At 73.9% G+C, this 17457-nt stretch carries 15 protein-coding genes; 14 read left to right on the forward strand and 1 reads right to left on the reverse strand.

Features of this window, described 5'->3' with window-relative positions; all coding sequences use genetic code 11:
- Positions 1 to 137: 137 nt before the first annotated feature.
- A complete protein-coding gene (locus ACXJKG_RS03710; RefSeq protein WP_456844413.1) occupies positions 138 to 488 on the forward strand; it encodes an Rv3654c family TadE-like protein in 351 nt (116 codons plus the stop codon).
- A gap of 41 nt (positions 489 to 529) precedes the next feature.
- Here the strand turns inward: ACXJKG_RS03710 and ACXJKG_RS03715 are convergent, their stop codons facing one another.
- Entirely contained in the window at positions 530 to 3070 is a 2541-nt protein-coding gene (locus ACXJKG_RS03715; RefSeq protein ID WP_456844441.1) for a DEAD/DEAH box helicase, read from the reverse strand.
- A 104-nt stretch (positions 3071 to 3174) separates the two neighbouring features.
- On the opposite strand from ACXJKG_RS03715, the gene ACXJKG_RS03720 reads away from it, so the two are divergent.
- The 13 genes from ACXJKG_RS03720 (at position 3175) to ACXJKG_RS03780 (ending at position 17439) form a co-directional block, all read left to right on the forward strand.
- A complete protein-coding gene (locus tag ACXJKG_RS03720) occupies positions 3175 to 3939 on the forward strand; it encodes a LamB/YcsF family protein (RefSeq protein WP_456844414.1) in 765 nt (254 codons plus the stop codon).
- Positions 3936 to 4577, forward strand: coding sequence for a 5-oxoprolinase subunit B family protein (locus tag ACXJKG_RS03725; protein WP_456844415.1), 642 nt, complete (start codon positions 3936 to 3938; stop codon positions 4575 to 4577). Before ACXJKG_RS03720 ends, ACXJKG_RS03725 begins: the two co-directional genes overlap by 4 nt.
- Positions 4574 to 5431: a 5-oxoprolinase subunit C family protein gene (locus ACXJKG_RS03730; RefSeq protein ID WP_456844416.1), complete on the forward strand. Its 858-nt coding sequence runs from the start codon at positions 4574 to 4576 to the stop codon at positions 5429 to 5431. The genes ACXJKG_RS03725 and ACXJKG_RS03730 overlap by 4 nt, the downstream gene beginning before the upstream one ends.
- A gap of 198 nt (positions 5432 to 5629) precedes the next feature.
- Entirely contained in the window at positions 5630 to 7444 is a 1815-nt protein-coding gene (locus tag ACXJKG_RS03735) for a ribonucleoside triphosphate reductase (protein WP_456844417.1), read from the forward strand.
- Complete coding sequence (locus tag ACXJKG_RS03740; RefSeq protein WP_456844418.1) at positions 7441 to 8094, forward strand: anaerobic ribonucleoside-triphosphate reductase activating protein; 654 nt, start codon at positions 7441 to 7443, stop codon at positions 8092 to 8094. Before ACXJKG_RS03735 ends, ACXJKG_RS03740 begins: the two co-directional genes overlap by 4 nt.
- A 57-nt stretch (positions 8095 to 8151) precedes the next feature.
- Positions 8152 to 8487 (forward strand): STAS domain-containing protein, encoded by a 336-nt coding sequence (locus ACXJKG_RS03745; protein WP_456844419.1) that lies wholly within the window; start codon positions 8152 to 8154, stop codon positions 8485 to 8487.
- 166 nt (positions 8488 to 8653) lie between these two features.
- The gene (locus ACXJKG_RS03750; protein WP_456844420.1) at positions 8654 to 10948 is read left to right on the forward strand and encodes a sodium-translocating pyrophosphatase; all 2295 of its coding nucleotides are present in this window, start codon (positions 8654 to 8656) and stop codon (positions 10946 to 10948) included.
- 61 nt (positions 10949 to 11009) lie between these two features.
- Complete coding sequence (locus ACXJKG_RS03755) at positions 11010 to 11675, forward strand: ThuA domain-containing protein (protein ID WP_456844421.1); 666 nt, start codon at positions 11010 to 11012, stop codon at positions 11673 to 11675.
- A 3-nt stretch (positions 11676 to 11678) separates the two neighbouring features.
- Positions 11679 to 12320 (forward strand): endonuclease/exonuclease/phosphatase family protein, encoded by a 642-nt coding sequence (locus ACXJKG_RS03760; protein ID WP_456844422.1) that lies wholly within the window; start codon positions 11679 to 11681, stop codon positions 12318 to 12320.
- Between the two features lie 172 nt (positions 12321 to 12492).
- Positions 12493 to 14091 carry a DUF7059 domain-containing protein gene (locus tag ACXJKG_RS03765; protein WP_456844423.1) on the forward strand — a complete coding sequence of 533 codons (1599 nt, stop codon included), beginning with the start codon at positions 12493 to 12495 and terminating at the stop codon, positions 14089 to 14091.
- A 279-nt stretch (positions 14092 to 14370) separates the two neighbouring features.
- On the forward strand, positions 14371 to 15486 hold the full coding sequence (locus ACXJKG_RS03770) for an efflux RND transporter periplasmic adaptor subunit (RefSeq protein ID WP_456844424.1): 1116 nt from the start codon (positions 14371 to 14373) through the stop codon (positions 15484 to 15486).
- Positions 15479 to 16210, forward strand: coding sequence for an ABC transporter ATP-binding protein (locus ACXJKG_RS03775; RefSeq protein ID WP_456844425.1), 732 nt, complete (start codon positions 15479 to 15481; stop codon positions 16208 to 16210). Before ACXJKG_RS03770 ends, ACXJKG_RS03775 begins: the two co-directional genes overlap by 8 nt.
- On the forward strand, positions 16207 to 17439 hold the full coding sequence (locus tag ACXJKG_RS03780) for an ABC transporter permease (RefSeq protein WP_456844426.1): 1233 nt from the start codon (positions 16207 to 16209) through the stop codon (positions 17437 to 17439). The genes ACXJKG_RS03775 and ACXJKG_RS03780 overlap by 4 nt, the downstream gene beginning before the upstream one ends.
- The last annotated feature ends 18 nt before the right edge of the window (positions 17440 to 17457 follow it).

Genomic DNA, 17457 nt, shown 5'->3' on the forward strand with positions numbered 1-17457 from the left:
GCCGGTGACGGGGCGGCGGTCGCCGTGAGCCGCGCGGACGGCTGGGTGACGGTCGTCGTCTCGTCCGCCGTCGGGTCGGGTTCCTGGCGGGGGTCGCCGCTGCAGGCGCAGGCGACAGCGGTCGCACGGGCCGAGCCGTGAGCGCCGGCGCCGCCGACCGTGGCTCGGGGACGGTGCTGCTGCTGGCGGTCGTGGGCGCCGCGGTGTCCGTGGCGGCGATGCTGGGGCTGCTGGGCTCCGCGCAGCTCGCCCGTGGCCGGGCGCAGACCGCGGCGGACCTCGGCGCACTCGCGGGGGCCTCGCGTCTTCTCGACGCCGCTGGCGACCCGTGCGAGCTCGCGGGCGAGGTCGTCGGGCGCAACGGGGCACGGCTCGCGGGGTGCGTCGACGAGGGTGGCGGCGTCGTGACCGTGCGGGTGGTCGTGCCCGGTCCCGCGGGGGACGCCGTGGCAGCCGCGCGCGCGGGACCGGCGTCGGCGCGCGGGTGATCCGCGGGGTCTCGCTCAGGGTCGGGAGCCCCGGAGAAGAGTCAGGGCGTCGGGGCGTGGGCGAGGACGGCGTCGAGCAGGCGGATCGCGGCGGCCTTCTCCAGGGGGTTGTTGGCGTTGCCGCACTTGGGGGACTGCACGCAGGCGGGGCAGCCGGTGAGGCAGCGGCAGGCGGCGACCGCGTCGCGGGTGGCCCGCAGCCAGGTCGCGCCGAGCGTGAAGCCGCGCTCCGCGAACCCGGCGCCGCCCGGGTAGGCGTCGTGGACGAAGACGGTCGCCTGCTCGGTGTCGACGTGCAACGCGGTGGACAGGCCGCCGAGGTCCCACCGGTCGCAGGTGGCCAGCAGGGGCAGGAGGCCGATCGACGCGTGCTCGGCGGCGTGCAGGGCTCCGGGTGCGGTCTCGACCGTGACGCCGGCGGCCAGGAGCACCTCCGCCGGCGCGGTCCACCAGACGGCCGTCGTGCGCAGGGTCCGGGCGGGCAGGTCGAGCTCCTCGCTGCCGAGCACCTGGAGGTCGGGGATGCGTTTGCGCTGGTAGCCCAGGACCTTCGTGGTGACGTCGACCGACCCGAACCCCCAGGTCACCGGCCCCCAGGGCACCTCGGCGTCGACGGACTGGATCTCGGTCGTCGTGACCCAGCGCGCCCAGGTGCCGTAGTCGACGTCCCGGCGGGTCACCAGCGCGACGCCGTCCTCGAGGCGGAGCTCGTCGACCACGAAGGTGAGGCCTTGGTGCACGTAGACCGCGCCGTCGTGGACGGTGGAGTCGGCCGACCCGGCGTCGACCGTGCCGAGCAGCCGCCCGGTCACGGACTCGACCACGCGCACCGGGTCGCCGCCGGACCCGCGCAGGTCGGTCAGGCGGCTCGCCGACTCGTTGTGCGTCCAGTACCAGCCGGACGGCCGCCGGCGCAGCGTGCCGCGCTGCACCAGCTCGCCCAGCAGCTCGGCGGTGCGCGGGCCGAACAGGTCGAGCTCCTCGGCTCGCACGGGGAGCTCCGCTGCGGCGGCGCACAGGTGCGGCGCCAGGACGTAGGGGTTGGTCGTGTCGAAGACGGTTGCCTCGACGGGGGCGTCGAAGATCGCCTCGGCGTGGTGCACCAGGAACGTGTCGAGGGGGTCCTCCCGGGCCACCAGCACCACGAGCCCGTCGGTCCCGGCGCGTCCGGCGCGTCCCGCCTGCTGCCAGAGCGACACGCGAGTGCCCGGCCAGCCCGCGATGAGCACGGCGTCGAGCCCCGAGATGTCGACGCCCAGCTCGAGGGCGTTGGTCGTCGCGAGCGCACGCAGCGAGCCGGACCGGATCGCGGCCTCGAGAGTGCGGCGCTCCTCGGGCAGGTACCCGCCGCGGTACGCCGAGACCGAGCGCGCCAGGGTGGGGTCGATCTCCGCGAGGTGCGCGCGGGTGGTGGCGGCGACGGACTCGGCGCCGCGGCGGGACCTGGTGAACGCGAGGGAGCGCGCGCCGGCGGCCGTGAGGTCGGCCAGGAGGTCCGCGATCTCGGCGGTCGCGGTGCGGCGGGGACGGTCGGCGGGTTCCGCGACGACGCGCTCGCCCGTGCCCACCGGACCCGAGCCCTCGGAGCCCGGGAACGCCGCTGCGAGCAGGTCGGCCAGCACGACGGGGTCGTCCGACGGGGCGCCGGGGGGTGCCAGGCCCCACACGTCGTCGGGCGCGGGCCGGCTCGGGTCATCGAGCGCGCGGGTCACGTGCGCGGGCAGGGCGAGCGGGGTGGCCCACGGGTCGTCCGCCGGCAGCAGCGACGACCACGGGGCCTCGGTGCCGGGCAGCTCGGGCGGCTGCCAGAGCACGAACGTCTTGCGGCCGGCGGGGGACGCGTCGTCGGTGACGGCCGTGACCTCCGACTCGTCGACGCCGATCAGCCGGGCGGCGCTCGCGGCCGGGTCGGACGTGGTCGCCGAGGCGAGCAGGAAGGTCGGCGTCGAGCCGTAGGCGGCGGCGAGCCGGCGCAGCCGCCTCAGGACGAGGCCGACGTGCGCGCCGAAGACCCCGCGGAAGGCGTGGCACTCGTCGACCACGACGAACCGCAGCGACCCCAGCGTCCGAGCCCACCGCCGGTGCTGCGGGAGCAGGGCGAAGTGCAGGAAGTCGGGGTTGGTGAGCACGACGTCGGCGTGCTCCTGGACCCATCGGCGCTCGTCGAGGGACGTGTCGCCGTCGCACGTGGCCACCCGGACGTCGCGCGCACGGCCGGCGACCAGCAGGCGGTCGAGGGCGGCGAGCTGGTCGGCGGCGAGGGCCTTGGTCGGGCAGAGGTACAGGGTCGTGGCCCGCCGCCCGACGGTCTCGATGCGGCCGGGATCGAGCAGGGCCCCGGCGGCCGCGGCGCGGGTGGTGGACAGCGAGGGCAGCCAGAACGCGAGGGACTTGCCGGAGCCGGTCGACGTGGCCAGGACCGTGTGCCGACCGGACCAGGCGGCGTCGGCGGCCTCGACCTGGTGCCGCCAGGGGCGCTCGACGCCCAGCGAGCGGTACCCGTGCACCAGGTCGGCGTCGGCCCAGGAGGGCCAGTCCGCCTGCGTGCCGGGTCGCGAGGGGATGTGCCGCACGTGGGTCATGCGGTCGGCGCGGCGTCCAGCGGCGAGCAGCACGTCGAGCAGCTCACCGGTTCCGACCACGGGCACATCCTCGCACCGGGCCGCCGTCGGGCAGGATCGGGGGCATGGCCGTACGGATCGACCTCAACTGCGACCTGGGCGAGGAGCTCGACGCCTGGGAGCACGGCGTCGACGGTCTGGACACCCAGCTGCTCGACGTCGTGACCAGCGCGAACGTGGCCTGCGGCTTCCACGCGGGCGACGAGCGGATCATGGCCGCCGTCTGCCGGGCAGCCGCGGCTCGGGGCGTGGCGGTCGGCGCGCACGTGTCCTACCTCGACCGCGAGCACTTCGGGCGGCGGTTCCTCGACGTGCCGCCCGACGTGCTGCGGGCTCAGGTGGCGCAGCAGGTGGCGACCCTGCAGCGGATCGCGCAGGGCGTCGGCACGCGGGTGGACTACGTGAAGCCCCACGGGGCTCTGTACAACGCGGTGGTCCACCACGAGGCGCAGGCTCGCGCCGTCGTCGAGGCCGTCGGGGTCCTGCCGGTGGTGGGTCTGCCCGGGTCCGCGGTGCTGGCGTCGGCGACCGCCCGGGGTCTGCGGGCTGTCCCCGAGGCGTTCGCCGACCGCGGGTATCGCGCCGACGGGACGCTGGTGCCGCGCTCAGAGCCGGGCGCGGTGGTCACGGCGGCCGACGAGGTCACGGCCCGGGTGGTGCGGATGGCCGTCGAGGGCGTGGTGCGGGCGGTCGACGGCACGGACGTGCGGGTCGGGGCGGAGTCGGTGTGCGTGCACTCCGACACTCCGGGCGCCGCGGTCCTGGCGGTCGCGGTGCGCGCGGCCCTCGAGCAGAGCGGCGTGCGACTCGAACGGTTCGTCGGCGCATGACCGGCGCGGGCGACCTGCGGGTGCTGCCCTACGGGGACGACGCCGTGCTGGTCGAGCTGCCCGGCCTGGCCGAGGTCCGCGCGCTGGACGACGCGATCCGGGCCGCGCGGGGGACGGATCCGGCGGCGGCCGTCCTCGTCGACCAGGTCCCGGCCGCGCGGACGCTGCTGCTGCGGGTGCGCGAGGGGGCCGACGCGCAGGAGCTCCCGGTGCAGCGGTGGTGGGACGCGCGTTCCGAGGCCGGACGCACCGAGGGCGGGGCCGACGTGGTGCTGCGGGTCGAGTACGACGGGCCGGACCTCGCCGACGTCGCGCGGCTGACCGGGCTGTCGCAGGACGAGGTGGTCGCACGGCACGCGGGCGGTCGGTACACGGTCGCGTTCGGCGGCTTCATGCCCGGCTTCGCGTATCTCACGGGCCTCGACCCGGCGCTGCGGGTGCCGCGCCTCGACAGCCCGCGGCAACGCGTCCCGGCGGGGTCGGTGGCGATCGCCGACGAGTTCAGCGCCGTGTACCCGGCGGCGACCCCGGGCGGGTGGCGGCTGCTGGGCCGGTGCGACGTCGTGCTCTTCGACGTGGCGCGCGAGACACCGGCCCTGCTCCGGCCGGGCACGCGCGTGCGGTTCGAGGCGTCATGACCCTCGAGGTGCTCGACCCCGGGGTGCTCACGCTGGTGGAGGACCTGGGACGGCCCGGCTGGGCGCACATCGGCGTCGGTCGCTCGGGGGCCGCGGACCCCGGCGCGCTGCGGCTGGCCAACCGGCTCGTCGCCAACGACGAGGGGGCCGCGGGTCTCGAGGTGCTGGTCGGCGGCCTGCGGCTGCGCGTCCGCGGGGACCAGACCGTGGCGCTCGCGGGCGCGCGCGGGCCGGCCTGGGTGGACGGTCACCCCGTCGGGCACGAGGCCGTGCTCGAGCTGCGGGACGGCGCCGAGCTGCGGCTCGGGATGGCCACCGCGGGCCTGCGGACCTACGTGGCGGTGCGCGGAGGCATCGACGTGCCGATGGTCCTGGGCTCGCGGAGCACCGACCAGCTCGCAGGTCTCGGGCCGCACCCGCTGACGGCGGGGGACGTCCTGGCGGTCGGACCGGCGCCGGAGGGCTGGCCGCTGGTCGACGTCGCCCCGGTCGGGGCATGGCCGGGCCGGATCGAGCTCCCGGTGGTGCCCGGTCCCCACGCCGACTGGTTCACGGACGCCCTGACGCGGCTCTGCGCCGGCGACTACCACGTGACGCCGGCGACCAACCGGGTGGCGGTGCGGCTCGACGGGCCGGCGATCGCGCGGGTGGCGACGTTCGCCGGCCACGAGCTCCCGTCGGAGGGCCTGGTCGTCGGGGCGGTCCAGGTGCCCCCGGACGGGCAGCCGGTCGTCTTCTCCGTCGACCATCCGGTGACCGGCGGCTACCCCGTCGCCGCGGTCGTCCGCCGCCGCGCGATCGGCCTCCTCGGCCAGCTGCGACCGGGGGACCCGGTCCGCTTCGTCCGCGGCTGAGTCGACGACCGGAGCCGCACGACGGGGCCGCGCCGAGCCCGCCGGAGCGACACGCCGGGGGCGCGTCGGGGCGTTCCGAGCGACACGCCGGGCACCCGTGGCGCAGCGACCGGAGTCGGGACGTAGGTCCCCCTGGCGCGGACGACCCCGGGCATAGAACTGGCGCACCCGATCCCCGACGACGAGGAGTGCCCAGACATGTCCGAGCGAGTGGTCGTCGAGGTGGGATCGTCGATCGACGAGTACCTCGACCGCAGCGACTGGCGGGTGGCCGCCAACGCCAACCAGGGGTACTCGCTCGGCGGGCTGATCCTGCAGACCAGCGGCAAGGTCGTCGCCAACTACTGGCTCAGCCACGTCTACCCGGACGAGATCGGCCGCGCGCACCGCGACGGCGACCTCCACATCCACGATCTCGACATGCTGTCCGGGTACTGCGCGGGCTGGTCGCTGCGCACGCTGCTGCAGGAGGGCCTGAACGGCGTCCCCGGCAAGGTCGACGCCCGGCCGCCCCGGCACTTCAGCTCCGCGATCGGGCAGGTGGTCAACTTCCTGGGCACCATGCAGAACGAGTGGGCCGGCGCGCAGGCGTTCAGCTCGTTCGACACCTACATGGCGCCGTACGTGCGGCTGGACGGCCTGTCGTACGAGCAGGTGCTGCAGGGCGTCCAGGAGCTGGTCTACAACCTCAACGTGCCGTCCCGCTGGGGCACCCAGACGCCGTTCACCAACCTCACGTTCGACTGGACGTGCCCCGACGACCTGCGCGACGAGGTCCCGCTGGTGGCCGACGAGCCGTGCGACTTCACGTACGGCGAGCTCCAGCACGAGATGGACCTCATCAACCGGGCGTACATCGAGGTGATGACGGACGGCGACGCGTCCGGCCGGGTGTTCACGTTCCCCATCCCCACCTACAACGTCACCAAGGACTTCGACTGGCACAGCGAGAACGCCGACCGCCTGTTCGCGATGACCGCCAAGTACGGGCTGCCGTACTTCCAGAACTTCCTCAACTCCGAGCTCAACCCCGGCGACGTGCGGTCGATGTGCTGCCGCCTGCAGCTGGACCTGCGCGAGCTGCTCAAGCGCGGCAACGGGCTGTTCGGGTCCGCGGAGCAGACGGGGTCGATCGGCGTGGTGACCATCAACTGCGCCCGGCTCGGGTACCTGCACAAGGACGACGAGGACGGGCTGATGTCCAGCCTCGACCGGCTCATCGACCTCGCGTGCACGTCCCTCGAGCTCAAGCGGACCCTCATCCAGCGGCTCATCGACGACGGCCTGTTCCCGTACACCCGCCGCTACCTGGGCACCCTCGAGAACCACTTCTCCACCATCGGGGTCAACGGCCTGCACGAGATGGTCCGCAACCTCACGGGCGACCGCTACGGGATCGTCGACCACCGCGGCCACGCCCTCGTCGTGCGGGTGCTCGACCACGTGCGGGCGCGGATGGTGGAGCTGCAGGAGGCGACCGGCCACCTCTACAACCTCGAGGCCACGCCGGCCGAGGGTGCGACGTACCGGTTCGCCAAGGAGGACCTGCGCCGGTACCCCGGCATCCTGCAGGCCGGCACGCCCGACCACCCGTACTACACGAACTCCTCGCAGCTGCCGGTCGGGTACACCGACGACCCGTTCGAGGCCCTCTCGCGGCAGGACGAGCTGCAGACCAAGTACACCGGCGGCACGGTCCTGCACCTCTATATGGCGGAGCGGCTGTCGAGCCCGGACGCGTGCCGGACGCTGGTCCGCCGAGCCCTGTCGAGCTTCCGGCTGCCGTACCTCACGGTCACGCCGACGTTCTCGATCTGCCCCCGGCACGGCTACCTGGCCGGCGAGCAGCCGACCTGCCCGCGGTGCGCCGACGAGTGCCCCGGGGCCGAGCCGGTGGTCTGCGAGGTGTGGACGCGGGTCATGGGGTACCACCGGCCGGTCAGCTCGTTCAACGTGGGCAAGCAGGGCGAGCATGCCGAGCGGACACCGTTCCGGGAGGCCGTGCTCGTATGAACGGCCTCGCGATCGCCGGGCTTGTCCCGCTGTCGTCGTGCGACTGGCCCGGCCGGCTCGTCGCGACGGCCTTCCTGCAGGGCTGCCCGTGGCGGTGCACGTACTGCCACAACTCCGCGATCCTCGACCCGCGCGCGCCCGGGCAGGTGCCGTGGCGCGACGTCCTCGACCTGCTCGACCGGCGGCACGGGCTGCTCGACGGCCTCGTGTTCTCCGGCGGGGAGCCGACGAGGCAGTCGGGGCTGGTCGACGCGGCGCGCCGGGTCCGTGACGAGGGGTTCCAGGTCGGCCTGCACACGGCCGGCATCTACCCGCGTCGCCTGGCCGCGGTGCTGCCGCACGTCGACTGGGTGGGCCTCGACATCAAGGCTCCGGCGCACCTCTACCGCGCGATCACCCGGGTCGGGGGGCCGACGACGAGCGCCGACGCCGCGTTCGCCTCGCTGCGGGTCGCCCTCGACTCGGGCGTGGACCTCCAGGTGCGCACGACGGTCGACCCGACCGTCCTGCACCCCGACGAGGTGGCCGGGCTCGAGTCGGCCCTGCGCGACCTCGGCGTGCGCGACCACGTCCTGCAGGCGGCCCGCCCGGACGGCACGACCAGCGAGTACCGGGCGGCCCTCCTCCACGCACAGCGGTTGCCGGGGTAACCCGTCCTCGTCGCGGGGCGTCCTCTCTGATTGACTGCCCCCAGAGAGGGGACCCGCGTGGATGTGCGTGTGACCAGCCGGGACATCGGTCCCCGGACCGTCGTCGAGGTCGAGGGCGAGATCGACGTGTCGTCCGCCGACGCGATGCGTGACCAGCTCGCGGAGCTTCTCGACCGCGACCGCACCGACCTGGTCATCGACCTGCGTGCGGTCACCTTCATGGACTCGACCGGCCTCGGCGTGCTCGTCGGCACCCTGAAGAAGGTCCGGCTCGCGGGCGGGCAGCTGCAGCTGGTGATCGACTCCGAGCGGCTGCTCAAGGTCTTCCGCATCACCGCCCTGCTGCCGGTGTTCACGGTGCACGAGACGGTCGAGGCCGCCCTCAGCGCCTGAGTCGGCCCGTCGGCGCGGTCGCGATGCGGTTCGAGCGGGTCATACAACCGACGCGTGGTGGTGCGATCCACGTCACATCTGCTGGCTAGACTCACCGGGTCGCACAGCAACGGGGCTGCGTGACGGGCGCGGTCAGGGGGGCCTCGCTGATGTCCGAGGAGGATGCATGGTCGAGCTCGGGTCAACGAGCATCACGATCGTCAGTGTCATCGCGGCCGTTGCGGTCGCGTCCCTGCTCATCGCCGTTGTGCTGCGCCGTCAGGTGCTCGCGGCCGGTGAGGGGACCGAGTCCATGCGCGAGATCGCGCGCGCGGTCCAGGAAGGGGCTGCGGCGTACCTGAGCCGGCAGTTCCGCACCCTGGCCCTCTTCGCGGTCGTCGTCTGCGCCCTGCTCTTCCTGCTGCCGGGGGACAGCGGGGTCAAGGTGGGCCGGTCGGTCTTCTTCCTGGTCGGCGCCGGGTTCTCCGCGGCGATCGGGTACCTGGGCATGTGGTTGGCCACGCGGGCCAACGTCCGGGTGGCTGCCGCCGCGTCGCAGGAGGGTGGGCGTGCAGAGGGCGCGCGCATCGCGTTCCGGACCGGCGGGTTCGTGGGCATGAGCGTCGTGGGCCTCGGCCTGCTCGGCGCCGCGTCCGTCGTCCTCATCTACAAGGCCCAGGCGCCGTCGGTGCTCGAGGGCTTCGGCTTCGGGGCCGCGCTGCTCGCCATGTTCATGCGGGTCGGCGGCGGCATCTTCACCAAGGCCGCCGACGTGGGCGCCGACCTGGTGGGCAAGGTCGAGAAGCACATCCCCGAGGACGACCCGCGCAACGCGGCCACCATCGCGGACAACGTCGGCGACAACGTGGGCGACTGCGCCGGCATGGCCGCGGACCTGTTCGAGTCCTACGCGGTGACGCTGGTCGCGGCGCTCATCCTGGGCAAGGCGGCGTTCGGCGAGCAGGGTCTCGTCTTCCCGCTGATCGTCACGGCGATGGGTGCGCTGGTCGCGGTGCTCGGCGTGTTCATCACGCGGGTGCGCGGCGCGGAGAGCGGCCTCGCGGCCATCAACCGCGGCTTCTACATCTCGGCACTCGTCGGCGTCGGCCTCTCGGCCATCGCCGCGTTCGTCTACCTGCCGTCGACGTTCGCCGACTTCACGGGCGGCACCGCCGGCCTGGAGACGCACCCCGGCGACCCGCGCCTGATCGCCTCGGTCGCCGTGGCCATCGGCGTCGTCCTGGCCGGGATCATCCTCTGGGTCACCGGCTACTTCACCGGCACGACGAGCAAGCCGACGCTGCACGTCGCGCGCACCACGCTCACCGGCGCGGCCACGGTGGTCCTGTCGGGCATCGGGGTCGGGTTCGAGTCCGCCGTCTACACCGCGGGCATCATCGCCGCGGCCATCTGCGGCGTGTTCCTGCTGGCCGGCGGCTCGGTGGCGCTGTCCCTGTTCCTCATCGCGCTGGCGGGCTGCGGCCTGCTGACCACGGTCGGCGTCATCGTCGCCATGGACACGTTCGGGCCGGTGAGCGACAACGCCCAGGGCATCGCGGAGATGTCCGGGGACGTCAGCCCCGAGGGCGCGCAGATCCTCACGGACCTGGACGCCGTCGGCAACACGACGAAGGCCGTCACCAAGGGCATCGCCATCGCGACGGCCGTCCTCGCGGCGACCGCGCTGTTCGGGTCGTACGCGGAGGCGGTGGCGAGCGCGCTGCGCACGGCAGGGGACGTCACGGGCGACATCACTGCCTCGATGCTCAACTACAGCATCATCAGCCCGGTCACGCTGGTCGGGGTCATCCTCGGCGGTGCGACCGTGTTCCTGTTCTCGGGCCTGGCCATCGACGCCGTGACCCGCGCGGCGGGGGCCATCGTCTTCGAGGTCCGTCGCCAGTTCCGCGAGCACCCCGGGATCATGACCTACGAGGAGCGCCCCGAGTACGGCAAGGTCGTCGACATCTGCACGCGTGACTCCCTGCGTGAGCTGGCGACGCCCGGGCTGCTCGCGGCGTTCGCGCCGATCGCCGTCGGGTTCGGCCTCGGGGTCGGCCCGCTCGCCGGGTTCCTCGGCGGGGCCATCGCGACCGGCGTGCTCATGGCGGTCTTCCTGGCCAACTCGGGCGGTGCCTGGGACAACGCGAAGAAGATCGTCGAGGACGGCAACTTCGGGGGCAAGGGGTCCGACGCCCACGCGGCGGCGGTCATCGGCGACACCGTGGGTGACCCGTTCAAGGACACCGCCGGCCCGGCCATCAACCCGCTGCTCAAGGTGATGAACCTGGTCTCGCTGCTCATCGCCCCGGCCGTGGTCGCGGTCTCGGTGGGGACCGACGCCAACACGACGGCTCGCATCAGCATCGCCGTGGTCGCCGCGCTCGTCGCGGGCGGCGCAGTCGTCATGTCTCGGTTTCGTGCGGCGCGAGCCGACGAGGCTGACCTGACCCGCGAGGCCGAGAAGGCGCTCGCCGGCTGACGATCGACGACGATGCCCCCGGCTCCGGTCGGGGGCATCGTCGTCCCTCCAGGGAGGGTCCATGCCCCACGCGCTCGTCCTCGCCGGCCACGGCCGCTACGAGGACCCGTGGCACGACACCGCGGCGATCGCCCACCGGGTCGCGTCGTTGCTCGCCGACGAAGGTCTGTCGTCCACCGTCCGCGGCACCGTCCCGACCGCGCTCGACGACCTCACGCCGGACCTGGTGGTCGTCGCGTCCGGCTCGGGGCGGTCCGACCCCTCGTTCGACGGGTCCGACGACGACTGGGCCGGGTTCCACGCGCGGCTCGCGGCCCTCCTCGCGGCGGGCGTGCCCGTGCTCGGGCTGCACCAGGCGGCGAACACGTTCGCCGACTCGCCGACCTGGAGCTCCCTGCTCGGCGGTCGGTGGGTCGAGGGGACGTCGTGGCACCCGCCGCACGGGCGCGCGTCGTTCCGCGTGGTCGACCCGTCGCACCCGGTCACCGCGGGCCTGCTCGTCGTCGAGGCCGACGACGAGCGCTACCTCGACCTGGAGGTCGCGCCCGACGTGCAGGTGCTCGTCGTCGCCGACCACGAGGGCGCCGAGCACCCGGTCGTCTGGGTGGCGCCCGGACCCGGGCGGGTGGTCTACGACGCCCTGGGGCACGACGTCCGGTCCTACGACTCCCCGTCCCGCGTCGCCCTGTTCCTGCGCGAGATCAGGTGGCTGCTGGCAGGCTCCTGACCCATGCGGGTCATGACGTACAACCTCAAGTGCCTGCACCTGTCCGCCCCGGCCGCGGCCGCCGTGGTCCGCGCCGCCGCACCGGACGTGCTCGCCGTCCAGGAGCCGCCGCGGGGTCTGCTGGGTCGCCGGCGGCTGGCCCGGTTCGCCCGCGCGGTCGGCCTGCGGCCGGTGGTGAACGGGCACGGTGCCCGGACGACCGCGCTGCTGGTCGCCCCGGCACTGCGCGTGTCGGGCGCCGGCGCGGTGCGGCTGTCGTGGCGGCCCGGGACCACCCGCCGGGGCGTGTCGGTGGCCACCGTCGAGGGGATCCGGTTCGTCGTCGTCCACCTCTCCCTGGTCCGCGTCGAGCGCGCCGCGCACCTGGCCGTCGTCCTGCGCGACCACGTCCCGGCCTCCCGCACCGTCGTCCTCGGCGACCTCAACGAGCTCCCCGACGGGCCGGCGTGGGCGGCCCTCACCGCCGTGCTGGTCGACGCGGACCCCTCCGGCGGACCGACGTTCCCCGCGGTCGAGCCGCGCCAGCGCATCGACGCGATCCTGGCGTCGCCGGACCTGGTGACGTCGTCGCCGACCATCCCGTCCGACCCGGCCGTCCTGCACGCCAGCGACCACCGTCCGCTGATCGTCGATCTCGCGGTCTGAGCTCCGTCCTCGGGACGTCCGCAGGACCGAGCGTCCCGGCGACGGAATCCGCGGACGTCGTGGGTGCCGGTGCGGGGACGTCCGCACGATCGGGCGTCCTGGCGACGGAATCTGCGGACGTCGTGGGTGCACGGTGCGGCGACGTCCGCAGGACCGAGCGCCTGGCGACCGGATGGGGGGACGTCGCGGTGGCCGTGCGGCCGGGGCCGGGGATGATGGCTGCGTGGTTCACGACTCCGCGCCCGGCGCGCCCCGGCCCGATGCCGCGCTCGTCGCGGCGCTCCGCGACGACCTGCGCAGCTCCGACTACGGCGTCGCCGGGGTCGAGGAGGTGCTCGGTGCCGTCGCCGCCGACGCCCTGCACCGCGAGGAGCCGGTCCCCGCGCTGCGGGCGACGGCTGCGGCCGCCGACGACGTCGTCGCGGTCCTCATCCGCGCGTTCCTGCTGGGCGAGACCGTCGCGCGCACGAGCCTGGAGCGCGCGCTGCCGACGCTCGGCGTGGCCGGCGCCCTGCAGCTGAGCCTGGTCGAGGCCGACGGCGACGAGGTCCGGGCGCGCGTCGACCTCCGCCCGTACACGGCGGTCGACGGTGGCGGCGAGGTCGACTGGTGGATCACGTCGGACCTCGGCGAGCTGGCCACGGGCACGGCCCTTCGGACGGACCACGTGCTGGGCGTCGGCGGGGCGTCGACCACGTTGGCGCAGGTCACGGTCCGCGACGAGCGGGACCACGTGCTCGACCTGGGCACCGGCTGCGGGATCCAGGCGCTGCACGCGTCGCGGCACTCGCGACGGGTCGTCGGCACCGACATCTCGCGGCGGGCGCTCGGGTTCGCCCGGTTCAACGCGGAGCTCGCGGGGCTGGACGGGTTCCGCCTGGAGCTGCGCGAGGGGTCGATGCTCGAGCCCGTCGCCGAGGAGCGGTTCGACCTCGTCGTCAGCAACCCGCCGTTCGTCATCACCCCGCGCACACCCGGGATGCCGTCGTACGAGTACCGCGACGGTGGCCGGGCCGGCGACGCGATCGTGCGCGAGCTGGTCGAGGGCGTCGGCGCGGTGCTGGCGCCCGGCGGGGTCGCGCAGCTGCTGGGCAACTGGGAGGTGCGGCGCGGCGAGCAGTGGCACGAGCGGGTCGGCTCGTGGCTCGACGCCAGCGGGCTCGACGGGTGGGTGGTGCAGCGCGAGCTCCAGGACCCCGCCCAGTACGCCGAGACGTGGATCCGCGACGGCGGCACGACCCCCGACCGGGACCGTGCCGCGTGGGCGCAGCGGTACGGGCAGTGGCTCGACGACTTCGCGTCGCGGGACGTCGAGGGCATCGGCTTCGGCATCGTGACCCTGCGCAAGCCGCTGGGCGAGCTGTCCCTGCGCCGGCTCGAGGAGGTCACCGGGACGGTCCGCCAGCCCCTCGGCCCGGTGTTCGCGGACGCACTGGCGGCCCACGACTGGCTGGCATCCCTCACGGACGACGATCTCGCAGGTCAGCGCCTCGTCGTCGCGCCGGACGTCACCGAGGAGCGCTACTTCACGCCGGGCACTGTCGACCCGCAGGTGGTGATCCTGCGCCAGGGCGGCGGGTTCGGTCGGACGGTCCAGGCCGGCACCGCACTCGCTGGGTTCGTCGGCGTCTGCGACGGCGAGCTCACGGTCGGCCAGATCATCAACGCGCTGGGCGCCCTGCTGGAGGTCGGCGCCGACGCGGTCGCGGCGGACGTCCTCCCGTCGGCCCGCGGCCTGGTCCGCGACGGCCTGCTGCTGCCGGCGGACTGAGCAACCTCGCAACGTCCGCACTCGATGGGGTCAGAACCTCATCGAGCGCGGACGTCCCCGCGGAGGAAACGCGTACGTCCGCACTCGTGCGGGTGGGAGCCCGCACGAACGCGGACGTCAGTGGGGCTCGCGACTCACAGGCTCGCCACAGGTCGGTGCTAAGGCCGATCCAGCACGCCTCCCTACGTTCGGCCCAGGTCACAAGGCCGGGTCGACGTGAGGAAGAAGATGCAGCACGTATGGAGGCGGACGACGCCGCTGACGAGAACGGTCACGGCCGTGGTCCTCGTGGGCCTCGTCGCCACGGCCGTCTGGTGGTTCGGGATCAGGGACGCCTCCGCGGCGTCGGCCGCGCCGATCACGCGGACGGTCGCAGCGAGCCTGACCACGATGCAGAAGTCGGTGAGCGGGAGCGGCACGCTGACGCCGTCGGTGCAGCAGGACGTCAGCTTCGACGTCAGCGGCACGGTCACGGCGGTCCCCGTGGCGGTCGGGCAGACGGTCACGGTCGGGCAGACGCTCGCCACGGTCGACACCCTGCAGCTCAACGCTGACCTGCTGCAGGCGAAGGCCACGCTGGCCAGCGCGCAGGCCAAGCTGTCGGACGCGTCCGGGACCGCGCAGGTCGCCGCGGCGCAGGCACAGGTCGACGTGGCGCAGTCGGGCGTCGACACCGCGCAGACCGCGATGGACGGCGCGACCCTGACGGCCCCGGTCGCCGGCCTGCTCACCGCGGTGAACCTCGAGGTCGGGGACGCGGTCAGCGGTGGGTCGACGGGCAACGCCCCCTCGGGCTCGAGCACCGGCACCACCAGCACCGCGCAGTTCACCATCGTCGGCACCGACGCGTGGGAGGTCGACGTCACGGTCAGCGACGCGGACGTCGCGCTCATCGCGGTCGGCGACCAGGCGGAGGTCACCCTCGACGGTGCGACGACCCCGATCTTCGGCACCATCAGCGAGATCGGCCTGCTGTCCACCAGCGACTCGGGCGTCGCCGCCTACCCGGTGACCGTCGCGGTCACGGGCGACCAGGCCGGGCTGCACGACGGGGTCGCGGCCGACGTCGCGCTGGTCTACGAGCGCCGCACCGACGTGCTGACCATCCCGAGCCTTGCGGTCACGACCGCGACCGACGGGACGACCACGGTCAAGGAGGTCGACGCCGACGGCAAGACCATCGACGTCACGGTCACCACGGGCGAGACGTCCGGCAACCTCACCGAGATCACGGCCGGCCTGGCCGAGGGCGACGAGGTCGTGCTCGCCACGTTCACGCCGGGCTCGGGCGGCACGGGCCGGCAGAACCAGAACCAGCAGGACGGGCAGTTCCCCTCGGGCGGCTTCCAGGGTGGCCCTCCGAATCTCCAGCAGGGCGGCCAGACGAATGGCTGAGCTGACGCTGCCGTACTTCGAGGCGGCGCCCGAGGCCCACAGCAAGGAGCCGGTCATCGACCTTGTCGGCGTCCGCAAGACCTACACGTCCGGCAGCATCGAGTTCGAGGCCCTGCGCGGCATCGACCTGCGGATCGAGCAGGGCGAGTACGTGGCGGTCATGGGGCCGTCGGGGTCGGGCAAGTCGACGCTGATGAACATCCTGGGCTGCCTGGACACGCTGAGCGCCGGCACGTACCACCTGGCCGGCGAGGACGTCGGCGAGCTCGACGAGATCGACCTCGCGGACATCCGCAACCGCCGCATCGGCTTCGTGTTCCAGCAGTTCAACCTGCTGCCGTCGCTGTCCGCGTGGCGCAACGTGGAGCTCCCGCTGGTCTACGGGCGGGTGCCCGCGGCCCTGCGCAGGGAACGGGCCGCGGCCGCGCTCGAGCGGGTCGGACTGGGCGACCGCCTGGACAACCGCCCGGGCGAGCTGTCCGGCGGGCAGCAGCAGCGCGTCGCGGTGGCGCGCGCCCTCGTCGGCGAACCGGCCCTCCTGCTGGCCGACGAGCCGACGGGCAACCTCGACTCGACCTCGACCAGCGACGTCCTGGCCCTCTTCGACGAGCTGCACGCGCAGGGACGCACGATCGTCCTCATCACGCACGAGGCCGACGTGGCCGACCGCGCCGAGCGCGTCGTCCGCGTCCACGACGGGCTGATCGTCGGGGGTGCGGCATGACCTGGAGCGAGACCCTGCGCACCGGCTGGTCGGCGGTGACGTCGCACGCGATGCGCTCGATCCTGACCGTGCTGGGCATCCTCATCGGCATCGCCGCGGTCATCCTCACGGTCGGCCTCGGGCTGGGCACGCAGAAGGACGTCAGCGAGCAGATCAGTCAGCTGGGCAGCAACCTGCTCATCGTCAAGCCCGGCAGCAGCACCAGCACGGAGGGCGTCCGCGGCGGGTTCGGGTCGCGCACCACGCTGACCACGGCCGACGCCGCGGCGCTGGACTCCTCGGTCAACGCGCCGGACATCGGCAAGGTCGCGGCCGAGAAGACGACGTCGACCTCGCTCGAGGCGAACGACACCAACTGGACGACCGCCGTCACCGGGACCAGCGCCGACTGGCTCGACGTCCGCGGCCGCACGATGGCTTCCGGGTCGTTCTTCACGGCCGACGACGTGGACTCCCGGGCGGACGTCGTCGTGCTCGGCCCCGAGACCGCGCAGGAGCTGTTCGGGTCCACCCGCGTGGTCGGTCAGACCGTGACCGTGGGCGACACGGACCTGCGGGTGGTCGGCGTGCTGGCGGCTCAGGGCGCCAGCGGCGACAGCGACCTCGACGACGTCGCGGTCATCCCGATGTCGACGGCCGCGGACACCCTCGTCGGCGGCCAGGACCGCAACGCGGTCTCGACCATCTACGTGCAGGCCGCGTCGACGGACCAGCTCAACGCCGCCTACCAGGAGGCCGAGGCCCTGCTGCTCAACCTGCACGGGATCACGTCCGCCGACAGCGCCGACTTCACCATCAACAGCCAGGACGCCCTGGTGTCCACGGCGACCGCCGTCTACAAGACGCTGACCGTCCTGCTCACCGGCATCGCGGCCCTGTCGCTGCTGGTCGGGGGCATCGGCGTCATGAACATCATGCTCGTCTCGGTCACGGAGCGGACCCGCGAGATCGGTCTGCGCAAGGCGCTCGGCGCCCCGCCGTGGGCCATCCGCCGGCAGTTCCTGGTCGAGGCCGGCGTGCTCGGCCTGGCCGGTGGCGTGCTCGGTGCCGCGCTCGGCATCGCCGCGGCGCAGCTCCTGCCCAGCCTGCTCGGCAGCTCGGTCGTCGTGTCCGGCGGCGCGGTTGCCGGCTCGGTGGTCGTCGCCATGGGCATCGGCCTGGTGTTCGGGGTCTACCCCGCCACCCGCGCCGCACGGCTGGCCCCCATCGACGCGCTGCGAGCCGAGTAGCCGTGCGCACCTCCCACC

Source organism: Cellulomonas sp. P5_C6 (genome assembly GCF_054049635.1).

Coding starts and splice junctions, on each gene's coding strand:
- ACXJKG_RS03720 (WP_456844414.1), top strand. CDS start 3,175: ATGGCCGTACGGATCGACCTCAACTGCGACCTGGGCGAGGAGCTCGAC.
- ACXJKG_RS03780 (WP_456844426.1), top strand. CDS start 16,207: ATGACCTGGAGCGAGACCCTGCGCACCGGCTGGTCGGCGGTGACGTCG.
- ACXJKG_RS03765 (WP_456844423.1), top strand. CDS start 12,493: ATGGGGGGACGTCGCGGTGGCCGTGCGGCCGGGGCCGGGGATGATGGC.
- ACXJKG_RS03775 (WP_456844425.1), top strand. CDS start 15,479: ATGGCTGAGCTGACGCTGCCGTACTTCGAGGCGGCGCCCGAGGCCCAC.
- ACXJKG_RS03760 (WP_456844422.1), top strand. CDS start 11,679: ATGCGGGTCATGACGTACAACCTCAAGTGCCTGCACCTGTCCGCCCCG.
- ACXJKG_RS03725 (WP_456844415.1), top strand. CDS start 3,936: ATGACCGGCGCGGGCGACCTGCGGGTGCTGCCCTACGGGGACGACGCC.
- ACXJKG_RS03740 (WP_456844418.1), top strand. CDS start 7,441: ATGAACGGCCTCGCGATCGCCGGGCTTGTCCCGCTGTCGTCGTGCGAC.
- ACXJKG_RS03730 (WP_456844416.1), top strand. CDS start 4,574: ATGACCCTCGAGGTGCTCGACCCCGGGGTGCTCACGCTGGTGGAGGAC.
- ACXJKG_RS03715 (WP_456844441.1), bottom strand. CDS start 3,070: ATGACCCACGTGCGGCACATCCCCTCGCGACCCGGCACGCAGGCGGAC.
- ACXJKG_RS03750 (WP_456844420.1), top strand. CDS start 8,654: ATGGTCGAGCTCGGGTCAACGAGCATCACGATCGTCAGTGTCATCGCG.
- ACXJKG_RS03735 (WP_456844417.1), top strand. CDS start 5,630: ATGTCCGAGCGAGTGGTCGTCGAGGTGGGATCGTCGATCGACGAGTAC.
- ACXJKG_RS03755 (WP_456844421.1), top strand. CDS start 11,010: ATGCCCCACGCGCTCGTCCTCGCCGGCCACGGCCGCTACGAGGACCCG.